This window comes from Mycolicibacterium bacteremicum (assembly GCF_002086115.1).
Lineage (GTDB): Bacteria > Actinomycetota > Actinomycetes > Mycobacteriales > Mycobacteriaceae > Mycobacterium > Mycobacterium bacteremicum.
In genome coordinates this window covers 269,571-287,327 of sequence record NZ_MVHJ01000006.1, presented here as the reverse complement: position 1 = coordinate 287,327, position 17,757 = coordinate 269,571, and the positions used below count along the sequence as shown (strand labels likewise).

The following is a 17,757-nucleotide window of genomic DNA, read 5'->3' as shown; positions in this document are numbered from 1 at the left end:
GTGACGGTGATGGGGGTGGAGGTGGCGGTGCCGTCGGTGACGGTGTAGGTGAAGGTGTCGGTGCCGTGGTAATTGGTGGCGGGGGTGTAGGTCCAGGTGCCGTCGGCGTTGACGCTCGCGGTGCCGTGAGTGGCGTTGGTGCTCAAAGCATAGGTGAGGGTGTCGCCGTCGGGGTCGGTGGCGGTCAGGGTGCCGCCGGTGGTGGTGTCCTCCACGGCGGTGACCGCCGTGCTGGTGCCGGTGGGGGTGTCGTTGACGGCGGCGACGGTGAGGGTGACCGTCACCGGTACGGATCGCAGGCGGCCGTCGGACACGGTGTAGGTGAACGAGTCCACGCCGCTGAAATTGGTTGCCGGGGTGTAGGTCCAGGTGCCGTCCGGATTCACCACGACGGAGCCGTGGGCCGGTTTACCCTTCACCGCGAACGTGAGATTCGCGCTGTCGATATCGCTACCGGTGAGCGTGCCGGTGATGACACCGCCCTCAATGCCCGATCCGGTGAGGCCGGTGGTGCCGGTGGGTGCGTCGTTGATCGCCGTGACGGTCACGTGAACCGTGACCGGTGCGGAGGTGGCACCTGCGCCGTCGGTGATGGTGTAGGTGAACGAATCCGCACCGTTGTAGTTGGGCGCCGGGGTGTAGGTCCAGGTCCCGTCCACGTTCACCGTCGCGGTGCCGTGCGAGGCCGCGCTGCCGAGGGAATAGGTCAGTCCGGCCGCGGGGGTCTCGACATCGGAACCGGTGAAGGTGCCACCGATCTTGACGGTGTCCTCCACTGCGGTCACGGCCGAGTCGGTGCCCGTCGGAATGCTGTTTGCCGACGCGACGGTGATCGTGACGGTGCTCGGAGTGGAGCGCAGTTTTCCGTCGAACACGGTGTAGGTGAACGAGTCCGCACCGGTGTAGTCGGCGTCCGGGGTGTAGGTCCAGGTGCCGTCGGCTCCGACGGTGACGGTGCCGTGTGAGGCTCCGGTGCCCAGCGCATAGGTCAGGCCGGCGGCGGGGGTGTCGATATCGGTGCCGCTGAGCGTTCCGCCGAAGGCGCTGTTCTCGTCACCGATATGGGACAGGCCTGTCGTGGCGACCGGGGCGTCGTTGACCGGGGTCACGGTGATCGTCACGGTGACCGGGGCAGAGGTGGCCCCCGCCGGGTCGGTGATCGTGTAGGTGAAGGTGTCGGTGCCGGCGTAGTTGCTGTCCGGCGTGTAGGTCCAGGTGCCGTTCGAGGAGACGGCGGCCGTGCCGTGACCGGCGCCGTCGGCGAGTTGGTAGGTCAGGCCGGTGACGGGCGTCTCGATATCGGAACCGGTCAGCTTTCCGCCGGTCGGGACATCCTCGATGGCAGTGACATTCGAGTCGACTCCGGTCGGTGTGCTGTTGACCGGGGTGACCGTGATCATCACGGCGACCGGCGCCGAGGTCAGCTTGCCGTCGGACACGGTGAAGGTGAACGAGTCGGTGCCGGTGAAATGTGCTGCCGGCGTGTATGTCCAGGCTCCGGTGCTGGCGTTGACGGTGACGGTGCCGTGCGTGGCCTGGGCCTTGATCTTGTAGCTCAGCGTGCCGCTGTCGACATCGGTGCCGCTCAGGGTGCCGGTGATGGTGCTGCCTTCGGCACCGGTGCCGGTGAGCCCACTGGTGGCGATGGGTGCGTCGTTGACCGCGGTGATGTGCAGGCTGACGGCGACGGGGTCGGAGACGTCGACGCCGTCGGAGATGGTGTAGGTGAAGCTGTCCGTGCCGTTGTAATCCCGGTCCGGCGCGTAGGTCCACGTGCCGTCACCGTTGACCGTGACCTGGCCGTGGGCGGCGCCGGTCGCCAGGGTGAACAACAGGTCCGCGGCGGCGGTGTCGGCGTCGGTCCCGGTCAGCTGTCCGCCGATCTTGGTGGAGTCCTCGATACCGGTGACGGTCGAGTCCGTTCCGGTCGGCGCGGCGCTACCGGCACCCAGCGTGGTGAACAGCGCCTGGCGCAGCATGACCGGATCGTCATCGGAAGGTACCTCGTCGACGCCGGTGGCCTCGGATTCGGTTGTCGTCGCCGGATCGAGCACGAGTGTGGTGTCCAGCGCGGTGGCGGTGTCGGTTGCGCGGGTGGCCGAGCGCGCGAACTCTCGTCGGGTCCACGCCAACAGGGACAGCACGACAAGGGATTCGACGGGTTCGACCGGTCCGGATGTGGCCGACGGTGCGGAATCGGCAGTGGTGGCGGTGTCGTCGGCGACCGCCACCGCGCCGTCGACACCGTTGATGACCGCTTGGGCCGCCTCGGCGACGGCCGCCCAGTTCGTGGTGGAGGGATAGGACGTGTCGGCCGGTGTGGGCGACAACGCCGGTTCGGTCGGCTCGGCGAGCTGTGCGGATGTCTCGGTGGTGGGGGTGGTCTCGATCGATGCCACCGGATCATCAACGGACGGCGCGAGATACCGCGTCCGGGACTTCCGCGCCGGCTCGGGCCGGAGCGGCTGGGCGCCGGAGCTGATGTCCTCGGCGTCGCCTTCCGGGGAGTCGTCGGCTCCTTCGATCCCGGTGTCGGTGGTTGCGGGTTCGGGTTCCTCGGTCGAATCGTCCGTCGATGTGCCCGGTGTGGACGGTGCGGGATCGGAGGGCTCCGGCGGACCCGACGGTGCCGGGCCCGACTGGCTTGCGTCGGACTGAGCTGTTCCGGATTGCGTGGTGCCGGATGATGATTCGGTGTTCCGATCGCCGGTGTCGTTGGTGCCGCCGGCCGTGCCGTCCTCGGCCCGGGCGATACCCATGCCGAGGCCGGTGGTGGCCGCGAAGCCGATGCCGAGGGCCACCGCAAGTGCCCCCACCCGTCCGATCGGGATCGTCGCTCCGGCCGGGGCGGGTATCGGCAACTCGGGTGTCGATTGCTGTGATCCGCCGCTGCGTGCGCGCCGGTGCCGCGACTTGCCGTGTCCACTGTGGCGTGCGGCGTGCTGTGGCATGGTGCGCTCCCCGAAGTCATCCCGACCGGAACCGTTGCGACGCATTGCGGGACGACGGGCGGGCAGATCGTCGCTACCGCGCGTAGGCAAACACCTGTCAGCCGCAGAGGAGCTGAAAACCCCTGCTGTGAGCGGACCTGGTGCGTGTGGTACCCCCGCAGGCAAAAATATACATCACCGTTAATTGCAGTATGTGACACTTTGCGAGCAAAGTTTTCCCGAGTTATCCCGTCGGCGGACGGGAATACTTGCAATGGGAAGGGATTTCGGCGGTTACCGCCTCACCGCTGGCAGTTCGGGCACCAGTACCGGATGCGTTCGCCGGTGTCGTCCCGTTTGATCGGGGTGCGGCACCGACGACACGGTTCGGCCGCACGGCCGTACACCCAGAACTGCTGCCCGCGCCGGGTGTTGCCGGTGATGATGCGGTTCGCGCGGTTCCGGTTCAACCACAGCATGTCGCGCGCTCGCTGCACGGCGCGCAGCGGATCGGATAGATCGCCGACCCGCGAGTCGGGTAGCCGGCCGAGCACGAAGCACAGTTCGTTGGCGTAGACATTGCCGACACCGGCCATCACCCGCTGATCGAGCAGCACGTCGGACAACTCGCGGTCCGGTTCGGCCATCAGGTTCGCCTTCGCCAGTTGCGGATCCCAGTCGGGGCCCAGCAGGTCCGGGCCGAGGTGCGCCACGGCGTCCTGGTCGTGGGCGCGTTCGAGCACCTCCAGCACGCCGAGATCGATGCCGAACGCCACGGTGTCGGCGGTACCGAGCACGATGCGGATGCGATGCTGCGGCCCGCGGAACGAGCCGATGACCCAGCTGCCGTCCATCTTCAGATGAGAGTGGATGCTGGCCGCACCGACGCGGATGAAGAGGTGCTTGCCACGACTGAGCACCTCGTCGACCACCTGCCCGGTCAGGTCCACCGCCGCGTACCGCGGCACGCGGACATCGCACCGGGTCAGGGTTCGCCCGACGAGCGCCTCACGCAGTTTGGTCGCGGTGCGGAAGACGGTGTCACCCTCGGGCATGGCTCTATTATCGGGCGATCAGCGCAGCCGCAGGCCGCGCGGGGTGCGCGCGAAACCGGACTCCAACAGTGCGTCCTGCACCCCGGTGAGCACCTCGTCGCCGGCCGCCTCCAACACGCTCACCCCGTTGATCTTCTCGACCAGCAGCGACGGCACCCGGCCCGCGCTCACCAGACCCGACAGTGCAGCCGCGGCGGCATGCTGCGCGTCGGCTCCGGCCCCGAAGCTGAGCAGCGTCCGCCCGCCGCGCTCCAGGAACCACACCAGCACCCCGTCGACGAGCACCACCAGGGCGCCGGCCTTACGTCCGGGCCGGTGGGTCACCTCGGTGTCGTCCGGCCAGGGCAGTGCCACCCCGTACGGGTTCGCCGGATCGGTCGCAGCCAGCGCCACCGCGTGCAGTTCGGGTTTCTGCGGATCCACCCCGTCCAGATAGGAACGCAGCCGGTCGACTGTCGAGGCCGCGGCGAACTGCGCGCCGCCGAGGGACTCGACGAAGTACCCGCGCTGGCAGCGGCCGGCATCCTCGAAGGCCGTCAGCACCTTGTACAACATGGCGAATCCGCCGGGGATGCCGTCGGCGGCACCGCGGGTCAGCACCCCGTACCGATTGAGCAGCAGCTCGGCCTGAAAGTGTGCGCGCACTGTGGAATCCGGTGTGGCGGTGGGCAGCGCCGACCACCGCCCGGCCACGATCGGATCGGTGCGCTGCTGCCCCTGGGTGAGGCTGTAGCGGCTCAGCCGCGGTGGGCGCTGACGTTGGCGATGCGAGGGCGCGCCACCCCGGCGCGGCCCGGACAGCACCGCGCGCACCGGTGCGAACGTGTCACCGGTGATCCAGCCGGCCCAGGCCAGATCCCACAGCGCCTTCTTGAGCTCCGCACCGGCCGAGCCGTCGGCGAGCTGACGGAAGAAGAAGGCACCGCCGTGGCCGAGCGATTCCATGATGGCGCGGTGCGTGTCGGTGAAGTCGATGTCGATCGGGGCGGCCAGCGTAAGCGCGGCGCTGTCGCTGGGATGGAACGCGATCCAGCCGTCGCTGCCGCCGATCTGGCCGGCGCCGGACCAGGTGACCTCACCGGAGGCGAGCAGTTCGTCCAGCATGGCCGGCTGATAGTCGGCGACCCGCTGCCCGAACACCAGCGATTCCACCGCGGAGGCGGGCAGGGGGTGACCGGCCAGCTGCTCGATGACACCGGCCAGGCCGTCCACACCGCGCACCTGCTCGGAGCCCAGGTGCTGCCAGGCCGGTAGGAACCGCCCGTAGGCGGCGGTGCTGACCGGCTCGACCGCCGCCCGCAGCGCCGCCAGGGAACGCCGCCGCAGGATCTTGAGCACCGTGGCGTCACACCACTGTTCGGACGGGCCGGGGGCGGCGGTGAACTCGCCGCGGATCAGCCGCCCGTCGGCGGCCAGCCTGCCCAGCACATCGGAGGTGACCCGGATGCCCAGCCCGAACCGGGCCGCGGCCTCGTCGGTGCTGAACGGGCCGTGCGTGCGCGCATACCGGCCCAGCAGTTCGGCCAGCGGGTCGGCGACGGACTCGGTGAGGCTGATCGGCACCCACACCGGCACCGCGACACCCACACCGTCCCGCAGCAGTCCGACGTCCTCGACGGCGACCCACCAGGTTTCGCCGGCGAACGACACGGTCAGCGCACGGCGCGCCTCCCGCAGTCCCTCCAGCCAGCCGCCGATCTCGGGTGTCGTTGCACGCGCAGCGATCTCATCCTGGGTGAGCGGCCCGAGCAGGCGCAGCAGATCGGCGACACCCTCGGCGTCGCGGGCGGCCCGGTCGGACTCCAGGTGCTGCAGTTGGCGTGCGGTGGTGGCCACCACGTCGGGGTCCAGCAGATCGTGCAGTTCGACCCGGCCGAGCAGTTCGGCGAGCAGCACCGTGTCCAAGGACAACGCGGCCGCCCGGCGTTCGGCCAGCGGGCTGTCGCCCTCGTACATGAATGCCCCGACATAGCCGAACAGGGCCGCGGCCGCGAACGGCGACGGAGTGGCCGTCTCGACGTCGACCAACCGAATCCGGCGCTGGGCGACCTTGGCCATCAGTTCGGTCAGCGCGGGCACATCGTAGACGTCCTGCAGGCACTCCCGGACCGCCTCCAGCACGATCGGGAATTCGGGGTACTTGCGGGCGACATCGAGCAGTTGGGACGCCCGCTGGCGCTGATGCCACAGCGGGGAGCGCTTGCCCGGGTGCCGTCGCGGCAGCAGCAGAGCGCGGGCCGCGCACTCACGGAACCGGGATGCGAACAGCGCCGACCCGCCGACCTCGGCGGTGACGATGGCATCGAGCTCGTCGGCCTCAAACACGAAGAGGTCTGCGCCCGGCGGGTCGTCCCCGCCGTCGGGGAGCCGGATGATGATGCCGTCATCGGAGGCGGTGGGCTTCTCGTCGATGCCGTAGCGTTCCCGCAGCCGCCGACCCACCGCGAGGGCCAGCGGTCCGTGCACCCGCAGACCGTAGGGCGAGTGCAGGATCACCCGCCAGTCGCCGAGCTCGTCGTGGAACCGTTCCACCACCAGGGTGCTGTCACTGGGCACCGCGCCGGTGGCCTGTCGTTGTTCGTCGATCAGCTGCCACAGATTGTCGGTGGCGTAGTCGTCGAAGCCGACATCGCGGCAGCGCTGCCGGAACTCGGCGGAATCCAGCTTGGCCAGCTCGCCGGTGAACGCGCCGACCGCGGCCCCGAGTTCGGCGGGACGTCCCACACTGTCGCCCCGCCAGAACGGCAGCCGAGCCGGCAGCCCGGGCGCGGGGATCACCAGCACCCGGTCGTGGGTGATCTCGGTGATCCGCCAGCTGGTGGCACCCAGGGAGATGACGTCTCCCGGGCGGGACTCGTAGACCATCTCCTCATCGAGTTCGCCGACCCGCGAAGGCTTTTCGTCTTCGGACGCCAGGTAGACGGTGAACATCCCGCGGTCCGGGATGGCGCCGCCGGAGGTGACTGCCAGCCGCTGTGCGCCGGGGCGGGCGGTCAGCGAGCCCGCATCACGGTCATACACCAGCCGCGGGCGCAGCTCGGCGAACTCGGTGGAGGGATACTTGCCCGACAGCAGATCCAGGGTCGCCTCGAATGCGGTGCGCGGCAGTGTCGCAAAGGGTGCACTGCGGCGCACGGTATCGAACCAGGAGTCGGTGTCCAGCGGCTCCAGCGCGGCCGCGGCCACGGTGTGCTGGGCCAGCACGTCCAGCGGGTTGGTGGGTACCCGCATGGTCTCGATCTGGCCGGCCTTCATGCGTTCTACGGTGACCGCGCAGTCGATCAGGTCGGTGCGGTGCTTGGGGAACAACACGCCCTGGGAGATCTCCCCGACCTGGTGCCCGGCGCGGCCGACGCGCTGCAGGCCGCTGGCCACCGACGGCGGTGCGGACACCTGGATGACCAGGTCCACCGCACCCATGTCGATACCCAGCTCCAGGCTGGAGGTGGCCACCACGGCCTTGAGCCGCCCGCTCTTGAGGTCGTCCTCGACCAGCGCGCGCTGCTCCTTGCTGACCGATCCGTGGTGCGCCTTGGCCAGTTCGGTCGGGGCGCCGAAGCTCTGCCCGCTGGCCATCACGTAGGCCGGTGCGCCGCCGGCCACCTTCTTGTTGGCGCCCCCGGAGTCTGCCGCCCCGGGTAGCTCCACACCGTTGCGCTCGGCGTGGATCTCGTTGAGCCGCGAGGTCAGTCGCTCGGCGAGCCGGCGGGAGTTGGCGAACACGATGCAGGACCGGTGGGCCTCGATCAGGTCGACGATGCGTTCCTCGACATCGGGCCAGATGGACCCCTCGGCCAGGTTCGTCATGTCCGGCACCGGAACCTGCACCTGGAGTTCGAATGTCTTGTCCGCCGGCGGGGACACGATGGTCGCCTGCGAACCGGTCAGGAAGCGGGCCACCTCCTCGGCGGGGCGCACCGTCGCCGACAGCCCGATCCGTTGCGCCGGGCGCTCCAGCAGGGCATCGAGGCGCTCCAGCGAGACGGCCAGATGCGCTCCGCGTTTGGTGGCGGCGACGGCATGCACCTCGTCGACGATGACGGTCCGGACGGTGGCGAGCGTCTCGCGGGCCGACGAGGTGAGCATCAGGAACAGCGACTCGGGCGTGGTGATCAGGATGTCGGGTGGGCGGGTGATCAGGTCGCGGCGCTGTTTGGGCGTGGTGTCACCGGAGCGCACACCGACGGTGATGGCCGGGGCCGGCACCTCCAGGCGCTCGGCGACCCTGGTCAGCCCGGTCAGCGGAGTACGCAGGTTGCGTTCGACGTCGACCGCCAGCGCCTTGAGGGGTGACACGTAGAGCACCCGGGTGCCCGGCGCCTCGGCGGGCGCGCGCGCCAGGTCGTCGATGGCCCACAGGAAGGCGGCCAGCGTCTTGCCCGAACCGGTGGGTGCGACCACCAGGGTGTCGCTGCCGTCGGCGATGGCGTCCCAGGCCTGGGCCTGGGCCGCGGTGGGGGCCGGGAAGGTGCCCGCGAACCACTGCCGCGTCAGCTCACTGAAGCGGTCGAGGGGGTCGGACACCGGTGGCATCCCACCATGGTGCCCCCACCCACCGACAAGTAACCCTGAGCAGCGTGAATACCCAGCGCGTTGCGTTTTGTGGATCTATGATCACGGCGTCGGCACGCCGTGAGATCACTCATGACGGGGAGAGTGAAGGAGTCTTCAGATGCGGCTGATCGCTTTGTTTGCTGTGCCCGCGCTCGTCGGCGCGGGACTTTCCCTCGCACCGCTACCCACCGCCGCCGCCGACTGCACCAGCGCCGGCGGCACCACCATCTGTTCGCAGGGTGACGTGCGGGGGGCCAACACCGGCAGCGGGCCGAGTGGGTCGGGACCCTATGCCCCCTCTCCGTGCGATATCGACTGGATGGACTGCGACGACTGGTACGGCGGCTGGACGATCGATGTCTATCTCGATCCGGACATCGGTGCGCCGGGGCCCGGTCGACCGGATATCGGACGGCCGAACCCAGGCCCGAAGCCGGGCGGCGGCCGGGGCGGCGGACGCGGCGGGCGTCGATGAGCAGCAACACACCTACCGAGGAGGACGACATGTTGTGGAAGACGACCTCAGCCCGGCGGGCCGTCGCACTCACGCTGGGTGCGCTGGCCGTGCTCGTCGCACCGGCAACCACGGCGGTGGCCGAACCGCTGCCGCCGCCGCCACCGAACTGCACGGCGGCCGATCTCACCGGCGTGCTGGCCGGCGTCTCGGCGGCCACATCGGCCTACCTGTTCACCCACCCGCCGGTCAACGATTTCTTCACATCCCTGCGCGGGACGACGCAGGAGGAGCGGCGTGCGGCGTTGGAGGAGTACATGACGGCCAACCCGCAGGTGCGCGACGAGCTGCGCGGTATCCGGCAGCCCGCCAAGGACTTCCGTAACCGCTGCGGGGGCTAGGAGGTGCGGTCGTCGTGCCGTTTCGGACGCCGCTTCAGGAGGCGACGCGAAACGCCTTGACGACCTTCGTGGGGGTGATCCGGACGGCGAGTTCACCCGGGACACCGTTGCGTTGCCCGTACTCCGCGGCCCGGCCGGCGCCCATGTAGCGGCCGCCGGCGCGGGTGGCCACCGACCGCACCTCGTCGAGGTCCTCGGACACCTCCACCGTGCCCTGGATCTGGACGAAGGAGAACGGCGGATGCGGATCATCAACGCACAGAACCACTCTGGGGTCGCGGGCGAACGCGCGCGCCTTGGCCGAGCCGGCATCGGTGTTGAACACCAGGGTGTCGCCGTCGACCACGAACCAGACCGGCGCGACCAGCGGCCGGCCGTCGGCCGCGACGTAACCCAGCATGCCGGTGCGGGTTCCGGTCATCAGGAACTCCACCACATCGGCTTGCAGTGTTGCCATGGGTTGCCGTCCTCTCGTCAGTCGGTGGTCGTCGAGCTCGCTTGCAGGGCCCGCTGATACCGGCGCATGCCGGCGATCCAGCGGTCGTAGTCGGCGCCCTTGCCGCGATACATGTCCAGCACGCCGGGGTGCGGCAGCACCAGGAACCTGTCCGCGCTGACCCCGTCCAGCGTGGCGGCCGCGACATCCTCGGCGGACAGCACCGCGCCCGCAGTGGTGATCGAGGCGGCCGCCACCCGGGCGGTGGCGTCCGCGGAGTCGGTGATCGCCTCGAGCAGCGGTGTCGCCACCCCCATCGGGCAGACCACCGTCACGCCGATCCCATTGTCGCCGTGCGTGATCGCGAGCCACTCCGCGAAGCCGACGGCGGCATGTTTGGTGACGGCGTAGCCGGCCGCTCCGATCTGGGTCAGCAGACCGGCCGCCGACGCGACGGACACGAAGTATCCGCGCCCCCTGGCCGTCCACTCCGGGATGAGGGCGTCCGCGGCGCGAATGTGGGCGCGCAGATTCACCTCCAGTACCCGGTCCCAGTCGGCGTCGCTGCCCAGCTCGGGTGCGCCGATGATGCCGGCGTTGGCGACGAAGATGTCGACCGGCCCGAACGCCGACCGGGCGGTGTCCAGCAGTGTCGCGATGCCGTCGACGGTCGCGGCGTCCACGCCGACACCGACCGCGCGCTCGCCGATGCCGGCGGCGGTCTGTGCCGCCGCCTGCGCGTCGATGTCGGCGGCCACGACCGAGGCGCCGGCTGTTGCGAAGGCCGCGGCCAGTGCCCGGCCGATCCCCGACCCCGCTCCGGTGATGACGACGACGCTGCCCTCGATCTGCATGTGTCGTGTCTACCAGTGCTCAGCGCACGAGTTCGCGCAACTCCCGCTTGAGCACCTTGCCGTAACTGTTCTTGGGCAGTTCGGCCACGTGGACGTAGCGTTTGGGCCGCTTGAACCGGGCGATCCGCTCCAGCAGGTGGGCGTCGAGGTCCGCTTCGGCGGCCGTCCCGACGATGAAGGCCACCACCACCTCGCCCCAGTCCGGGTCCGGGGCGCCGACGACGCAGGCCTCGTCGACCCCTGGATGGGTGATGAGCACCTCTTCGACCTCGCGCGGATAGATGTTGCTGCCGCCGCTGATCACCACGTCCTTGGACCGGTCGCGCAGCGTCAGATACCCGCGGGTGTCGAACGAACCCATGTCACCGGTGTGCAGCCAACCGTCGACCAGTGTGGCGGCGGTGGCCGCCGAGTTGTTCCAGTATCCGGACATCACGACGTCACCACGGCAGGCGATTTCGCCGATCTCGCCGACGCCGGCCGGGTTGCCGTCGGCGTCGAGCACGGCCACCTCGACACCGGAGCGCGGATAACCGACCGAGCCGAGGACGCTGTCATCGGCATCGCAGTGGTCGCGCCTGCGCAGCCCCGTGATGGTCATCGGCGCCTCGCCCTGCCCGTAGAGCTGCACGAAGATCGGACCGAACGCCGCCATCGCCTTCTTCAAGCTGTCGACGTACATGGGGCCGCCGCCATAGACCACCGTCTGCAGATTCGCCGGCCGTGGCCGACCGGTGGCGATCAGGCGGCCCACCATGGTGGGGGCCAGGAAGCAACTGACGCCCGGGTGGTGGGCACACAGGTCCAGGAACTCGTCGGGTTCGAAGCCCGCCGATTCGGGGACCACCTGACGCGCACCGCGCAGTACGTAGGGTGCGATGTAGAGACCGGAGCCGTGCGACATCGGTGCGCCGTGCAGCAGGCTGGAGTTCTCATCGGGGGAGTCGAAATCGGCCAGGTGGGACACCGTCATCGCCATCAGGTTGCGGTGACTGAGCATGGCGCCCTTGGATCGGCCGGTGGTGCCGCTGGTGTAGAACAGCCAGGCCAACGCACTCGGATCGGTGTCGGCGGGTGTCGCGGGAACGCACTCGAATCGCGCTGCGTAGAACGGTGTCTCGACGTCCTCGACCGGCGTCTCGGTGACGCCGGCCAGCCCGGCGGCGATCTTTGGGGAGGCGAAGACGATCGCGGCGCCGGAATCGTCGATGATCTGTGCCATCTCGCGGGGGTGCAGCTTGAAGTTGATCGGCACCACCGCGCAACCGGCCGCCCATACGGCGAACATCACTTCGATGATCTCCGGCCGGTTCTCGCTGGCGATGGCGATGCGTGCGCCGGTGTCGTGCCGGGCCGATATCGAGGTCGCCAGCCGCAGCACCCGCTCGCGCAACTGCGCCCAGGTGTGCACCTGCCGGGTCCCGCGGTAGACCGCGCCGCGCTCACCGAAACGCGTTGCGGCCTGGTCCAGCAGCGCGTACAGGTTCACTTGGCGACCCAGTCGGAGGTGAGCGCGAACTCCGAGAGGTACTTGGTCGAACTCCACCCGCCGTCGACGACGATGGTCTGCCCGTTGATGAATGCACCACCGGGCGAGCACAGGAACGCCACGGTGGCGGCGATGTCGTCGACCGTGCCGAGCCGGGTGTGCGGCGTCATCTCGGTCTGCATCTTGCGGAACCCGGGGTCGTCGAGGCGCTTCTCCACCATCGGGGTCAGCGTCACCCCCGGGGCAACGGCATTGCACCGGATGCCCTGCGCGCCATATTGACACGCAATATGCCCGGTCAGGGCGGTGAGCCCGCCCTTGGCTGCCGAATAGGCGCCACCGCGCAGACCGCCGACCACCGCGAACGTCGACGTCACGTTGATGATCGCCGAGCCCGGTCCCATGTGGCCGATGACATCACGGGCCAGTCGGAACGGTGCGCGCAACATCAGGCCGAGGAAGTAGTCGAGCGATTCGTCGTCGGTCTCGTGCAACGGTTTCGGACTGCCGACCCCGGCATTGTTGATCAGGAAGTCGACGTGCCCCCACCGGGCCACGGCGGTGTCGATGATGCGGGCCGGCGCGTCGTCGGCAGTCAGGTCGACAGCCAGGGTGGCGACGCGCTCCGGATCGCCGATCGCCCGCTCCACATCGGCCAGCCGGTCCGCATCGCGACCGACGCCCAGGACGGCCATTCCGGCCGCGGCGAGCGTTGTGGCGCAACCGAACCCGATACCGCTGCTGGCACCCGTCACGATCGCTACCTGCATGTCAGTGCGACTCCTTCGTCAGTGTGGCCCGAATCTGGTGTTTGAGGATCTTGCCGGCATCGTTTCTGGGCAGCGACTCCCAGACGACCACCCGTTCGGGTGTCTTGAACCTGGCCAACCCGTGCCGGTGCAACAGCGCGGCCAGATCGTCGATGTCGGGCGGGTCGCCATCGGCGGCCACGATGACGGCGCAGGCGCGTTCACCCGTGCGGGCATCGGGGACGCCGACCACCGCGACCTCCGCGATGCCGGGGTGGCCGATGAGGATGTCCTCGATCTCCTTGGGAGAGATGTTCTCGCCGTTACGGATGATGATGTCCTTGGCGCGGCCGGTCACCACCAGGTAGCCGTCGTGCGTGAGCCTGCCCAGATCACCGGTGCGGAAGTAGCCGTTCGCGTCGAATGCGGCGGCGGTGTCCTCGTCGCGCAGATAGCCCACCAGCATCTGCGGACCACGCACCCGGATCTCCCCGTCCACCAGCACGACCTCGGCGATACCCGGTCGCCCGTCGGTATCGGCGGCCCGCGCCGGGTCATCGGGTGAACCGACGGTGGTCACCGGCACCTCGGTCGACCCGTACACCCGGGTGACAACGGCCTTCTCGAAATAGCCGCCCGCCCGGGTGATGAGCGCGGGCGATACGGACGCACCACCACAGATGAACACCTTGAGATCGGGCAACCGGGTGCCGGCCCGTTCGGCCGCACCCAGCAGGCCCTCCAGAAACGGTGTGGCGCCGGCCATGTGGGTGCAGCGGTGCTGCTGCATCAGGTGTACCGCCGAATCCGGATCCCAGTGCTGCATCAGCACGGCCGTCGACCCGAGCAGCAACGGGCATTCGAACGCGTAGATCGAACCGCCGATGTGGGCGATGGGTGAGGCCACCAGGAAGGTGTCGCCCGGGTCGACGCGCCAGTGCGCCCCGATCTGACGGATGAGTGCGTGGATCGACTCATGGCTGTGCAGAACGGCTTTGGCGCGGCCGGTGGTTCCGGACGTGTACATGATCATGCGAACCGCTGCCGGGTCGGGTCGGGTCGGCGGTGCGGGCGGTGTCTGCAGCAGGTCGGCGAAGGATGTTTCCCCGGCACCGCGGACGACCACGACCTCCGGTGGGTCGGTCAGGTCGGCGCTGACCCTGCGCAGCATCGCGGCGTGGTCGTGCCCGCGGAACTGCTCCGGGATGAAGATCATCCGCACATCGGCGTCGCTCAGGATGAACCGTAACTCGCTGTCGCGCAGGGACGGCAGAATCGGGTTGACCACCATCTGCGACATCGTCGCCGCCAGGTACACGATGGCGGCCTCGTGCCAGTTGGGCAGCATGAACGACACGACGCTGCCGGCCGGCATGCGCGCCGACATCGCGGCAGCCAGTGCCGTGGCCTGCCGGTGGAGTGTAGCGGCGTCGAGGGTGCTGTCACCGTCGACGATCAGCACCCGGTCGGGGGTACTGTGGGACGCCTCGAGGAGCGCGTCGGCCAGTGTGCTCACCCCGCACCCTTGACCCGGCGCATGGTCATCGAGTGCCGGTAGTGCTGGGCCGGATGGGTGTTGACGGTCACCTGGGCGACCTCGCCGTCGGAGGTGGTGTAGCAGCGCTGCAGCTGGAGGGCGGGCGCGCCGACGGGAATCCGCAGCAGCGCGGCCAGATCGTGGTCCACCGGGACCGCCGAGATCTCCTGGCGCACCTCGACGATGCTGACCCCGAACAGATCCTCGATCAGCGGGAAGATCGGACCGGTGTGGCGATGCAGCAACCGGCCGACCGAGGCGAATGCCCGGTTGACGTAATACTCGGTGCGGCAGATCGGGACATGTGCCGCGGCGTCCTGGCGGTAGCCGCGCACCGCCAGCCACTGCTCACCGAGCCCCAGACCGGTGCGCCCTTTGAGTTCGGCGTCGATGGTGACCATCGTGTTGGACTCGATTTCCAACTGCGCCCCGGCGGCGAAGGCGAGCAGATCGTTGATCGACATCACGTCCTGCGCATAGGAACTCGTCGTCGGCCGCGGTACCACCTGGGTGCCGGTTCGCGGGCGGGAGGAGACCAGATTGTCCTCGCGCAGCCGGCGCAATGCCTCACGCACCGTGTACCGGCTGACGGCGAACCGCTCGCACAGTTCGTGCTCGGTGGGCAGTTGCGAGCCCACCGGGTACACCCCGTCGACGATCTCCTTGCGCAGGGTGCGGGCCACCTGCAGGTAGCGATGTTCGGCGGCGGTGTGGGTGTTCATGAACGCTGCAGCGCCAGCACGCTGCCCTCCCCGTCGGCCGAGATGTACAGTGTGCCATCGGCTCCCGCCGAGATACCCGCGAACGGTCCCTGCGGGCCGGAGAACGGCGGCATCCCGCGCAGCGGTTTGGGGGTGACACCGGGGGGTGCGCCCACCGGCAGGCCGGCCGCGATGGTCCGCCGGGTTCCGGTCGTCAGATCGACGGCGATGACCGCCTTCGTGCCGGCGTCGACGATGTACAGGGTGTCGGCGCGCACCAGGATGCCCTGCGGGGTGACCAGATCGTCGACGACGGTCTCGGTGCCCGAACCGGTCACCCGCAGCACCGCACCGGATACCGATACCAGGACCGCTCCGTCACCGTCGGTTGTCACACCGACCGGGGTGTCCAGGCCGGCGGCGAGCACCTCGGTATCCGTGCCGGATATCCGCAGCACCCGGCCGGTGCCCTGTTCGACCACGACCGGGCTGCCGTCGGACAGCAGGACGACACCGTAGAGCTGGTCGAAACCATCGGCCAGATACTCGGTCTCGTTGTCCGCCGGCCGGTACCGGGCCACCTGGCCACCGGAGGTGGTCACCAGGAATTCGCCGGGGCCGACCGGGGTCAGACCGCGCACGAACCCCGGATAGCCGGGGCTGAACAGCATGCCGACGGTGTGTAGTGATCCGTCGGCGCCCAGGCTGTACAGATAGGTGCCGTCGGCGACATGGACGACGCCGTCGGTGCCGACGGCGATGTCCAGCGGCCAGTTCAGCCCGCCCGGCAGTACGGCGGTGGTGGCGCCGTCGGGCAGGATCTCGGTGATCGAGCCGGTGAAGTTGGAGACGAACAGCCGTCCGTCGACGAAGGCGCAGTTGTCCAATCCCGGTGTGAGGGTGGCCAGCACGGTCCGGTTGCCGCTGCGCGGGTCGATGCGCAGCACCTGACCGCTGGCCACCTGGGTGGATACGATGGTGCCGTCGGCGTCGAACTTCACCGAGTCCGGCACTCCGAGATCGCCGGCGACCACCTCGGGCGCGCCACCGGCGGGATCTACCCGCCAGATCTGGTTGGCGGTCATCACCGGGAAGTACAGCAGCCCGTCCGGGCCGAACTCCATGGCATTGGGGGACGGCAGGTCCGCCAGGATCAATCGGGGCTCGCCACCGTCGACATCGAGTTCGAACAGCCGGCCGCCGTCCCGGCATTCGTTGACGTACAACCGCCCCTGATGGACGGTGATCCCGTTGGCCGAGGGCAGATCGTCGCGCAGCACCCGGGTGGCGCCGGCGGCGTCGCGCACGCTGACCCGACCGTCCATCACCTCGGTGGCGTACAGCGCGCCGTCGGGCCCGAAGGCCAGGTCATCCGGAGCAACGATGTCCCCGCCCTTGGCGCTGATGGTCTCCAGCGCGCCGGTGGACACGTCGAGCGCGCTGATCTGGCTGCCCGTCACCTGCGCGATGTGCAGCCGTCCATCGGGTCCGGTGCGCAAACCGTTGGCGCCGAACAGCCGGCTGGGCGCGGTCAACCGTCGCACGGTCCACCCTGCCGCCGCCTCCGGCTCCGCCGCGGCGTATCGGCCGGTCTGAAAGGTGGTCATGGCAGGACGCTACCAAGGCCGAACTGGTCCAGACAATAGAACGGGTGCTCAGCGAATCCGCCCTTGACGATGTAAAAGCCCTGCGGAATAGTGTTCTGCAATATGCAGAACGTCAATTCTTGTACGGACAATTGATACCGTGAGCGAGCTGCTGAACCTCACGGGACGCATCGTCGTGGTGTCCGGCGCCGGCGGCGGCGGGATCGGTACGACCGTCACCCGGCTTGCCGCCGAGGCCGGTGCCACCGTGATCGCGGTCGGCAGGTCACGCGAGAACCTGGACACCCATGTCGGCCCGTTGGCCGCGCAGGGACTCGCGGTCCAGCCGGTCGTCGCCGACGCCGCCACCGACGACGGCATCGCGACGGTTCTGGAGGCGACCCGCGCAGCGCAGGGAACTCTCTACGGCCTGGTGAACATCGCCGGTGGTGCGGCCCCGGCGACCTGGATGCCGGCCACCCGGGTGTCCCGGGCGGACTGGCGGGAGTTGTTCACCGCCAACCTGGAGACCATGTTCTTCATGAGCCAGGCGGTGGCCGCCGAGATCCGCGAACAGGGCAACCCCGGTTCGATCGTGTCGGTTTCGTCGATCAGCGGGATGAACACCGCGCCGTACCACATCGCCTACGGCACGGCGAAGGCCGCCATCGTCGCGGCCACCCGGACCCTGGCTGTCGAATTGGCCGCCAGCGGTATCCGGGTCAACGCGGTCGCACCGGGGGTCACCGAAACAGCCGCCTCGGCCACCTACGTCGACGAGGATCCAGAACGCGACCGCACCGCAATCGCGATGGGCCGCAGGGGTACTCCCACCGAACAAGCCGGCGCGATCCTGTTCCTGCTGTCGGATCTGGCCGGTTACGTGACCGGACAGACGCTGTTGGTCGACGGTGGACTGAACCTGAAGTGGACCCACCTGGGCGCCGACAACACCTCCCTGTTCCTCAAGGACGAGAACTTCCGCCGAGCGATCAGTCGGATCTGAAAGGA

Annotated in this window: 13 protein-coding genes; 3 read left to right on the top strand and 10 right to left on the bottom strand. The window is 69.2% G+C overall.

Annotated elements, in window-relative coordinates; genetic code table 11:
- From BST17_RS10005 to BST17_RS09995, 3 genes are all read right to left on the bottom strand, one after another.
- The coding region (locus BST17_RS10005; protein WP_165762257.1) for a cadherin-like domain-containing protein at positions 1 to 2,951 on the bottom strand (2,951 nt) is incomplete at its 3' end.
- Between the two features lie 281 nt (positions 2,952 to 3,232).
- Positions 3,233 to 3,985: an endonuclease VIII Nei2 gene (gene nei2 / locus BST17_RS10000; protein ID WP_083057508.1), complete on the bottom strand. Its 753-nt coding sequence runs from the start codon at positions 3,983 to 3,985 to the stop codon at positions 3,233 to 3,235.
- Positions 3,986 to 4,003: 18 nt separating this feature from the next.
- Complete coding sequence (locus BST17_RS09995) at positions 4,004 to 8,518, bottom strand: ATP-dependent helicase (RefSeq protein WP_083057506.1); 4,515 nt, start codon at positions 8,516 to 8,518, stop codon at positions 4,004 to 4,006.
- A 139-nt stretch (positions 8,519 to 8,657) separates the two neighbouring features.
- Between BST17_RS09995 and BST17_RS09990 the strand changes: the two genes are divergently transcribed.
- A complete protein-coding gene (locus BST17_RS09990; protein ID WP_083057505.1) occupies positions 8,658 to 9,014 on the top strand; it encodes a hypothetical protein in 357 nt (118 codons plus the stop codon).
- Between the two features lie 29 nt (positions 9,015 to 9,043).
- Positions 9,044 to 9,394: a heme-binding protein gene (locus BST17_RS09985; protein WP_083057503.1), complete on the top strand. Its 351-nt coding sequence runs from the start codon at positions 9,044 to 9,046 to the stop codon at positions 9,392 to 9,394.
- Between the two features lie 34 nt (positions 9,395 to 9,428).
- Here the strand turns inward: BST17_RS09985 and BST17_RS09980 are convergent, their stop codons facing one another.
- The 7 genes from BST17_RS09980 to BST17_RS09950 are packed head-to-tail and all read right to left on the bottom strand — an operon-like array spanning position 9,429 to position 16,767.
- Positions 9,429 to 9,851, bottom strand: a complete 423-nt coding sequence (locus tag BST17_RS09980; protein ID WP_083057501.1) for a PPOX class F420-dependent oxidoreductase — start codon at positions 9,849 to 9,851, stop codon at positions 9,429 to 9,431.
- A 17-nt stretch (positions 9,852 to 9,868) separates the two neighbouring features.
- Positions 9,869 to 10,684, bottom strand: coding sequence for an SDR family oxidoreductase (locus BST17_RS09975; protein ID WP_083057500.1), 816 nt, complete (start codon positions 10,682 to 10,684; stop codon positions 9,869 to 9,871).
- A gap of 19 nt (positions 10,685 to 10,703) precedes the next feature.
- The gene (locus BST17_RS09970; protein WP_083057498.1) at positions 10,704 to 12,173 is read right to left on the bottom strand and encodes an AMP-binding protein; all 1,470 of its coding nucleotides are present in this window, start codon (positions 12,171 to 12,173) and stop codon (positions 10,704 to 10,706) included.
- The gene (locus BST17_RS09965; protein WP_083057496.1) at positions 12,170 to 12,943 is read right to left on the bottom strand and encodes an SDR family NAD(P)-dependent oxidoreductase; all 774 of its coding nucleotides are present in this window, start codon (positions 12,941 to 12,943) and stop codon (positions 12,170 to 12,172) included. The genes BST17_RS09970 and BST17_RS09965 overlap by 4 nt, the downstream gene beginning before the upstream one ends.
- A 1-nt stretch (position 12,944) precedes the next feature.
- A complete protein-coding gene (locus tag BST17_RS09960) occupies positions 12,945 to 14,438 on the bottom strand; it encodes an AMP-binding protein (RefSeq protein WP_083057495.1) in 1,494 nt (497 codons plus the stop codon).
- Positions 14,435 to 15,181 (bottom strand): GntR family transcriptional regulator, encoded by a 747-nt coding sequence (locus BST17_RS09955; RefSeq protein WP_083057493.1) that lies wholly within the window; start codon positions 15,179 to 15,181, stop codon positions 14,435 to 14,437. The genes BST17_RS09960 and BST17_RS09955 overlap by 4 nt, the downstream gene beginning before the upstream one ends.
- Positions 15,178 to 16,767 carry an SMP-30/gluconolactonase/LRE family protein gene (locus BST17_RS09950; protein ID WP_083057492.1) on the bottom strand — a complete coding sequence of 530 codons (1,590 nt, stop codon included), beginning with the start codon at positions 16,765 to 16,767 and terminating at the stop codon, positions 15,178 to 15,180. The genes BST17_RS09955 and BST17_RS09950 overlap by 4 nt, the downstream gene beginning before the upstream one ends.
- Before the next feature lie 139 nt (positions 16,768 to 16,906).
- Here BST17_RS09950 and BST17_RS09945 point away from each other — a divergent pair, with 139 nt between their 5' ends.
- A complete protein-coding gene (locus tag BST17_RS09945; RefSeq protein ID WP_083057490.1) occupies positions 16,907 to 17,752 on the top strand; it encodes an SDR family NAD(P)-dependent oxidoreductase in 846 nt (281 codons plus the stop codon).
- Positions 17,753 to 17,757: the final 5 nt, after the last annotated feature.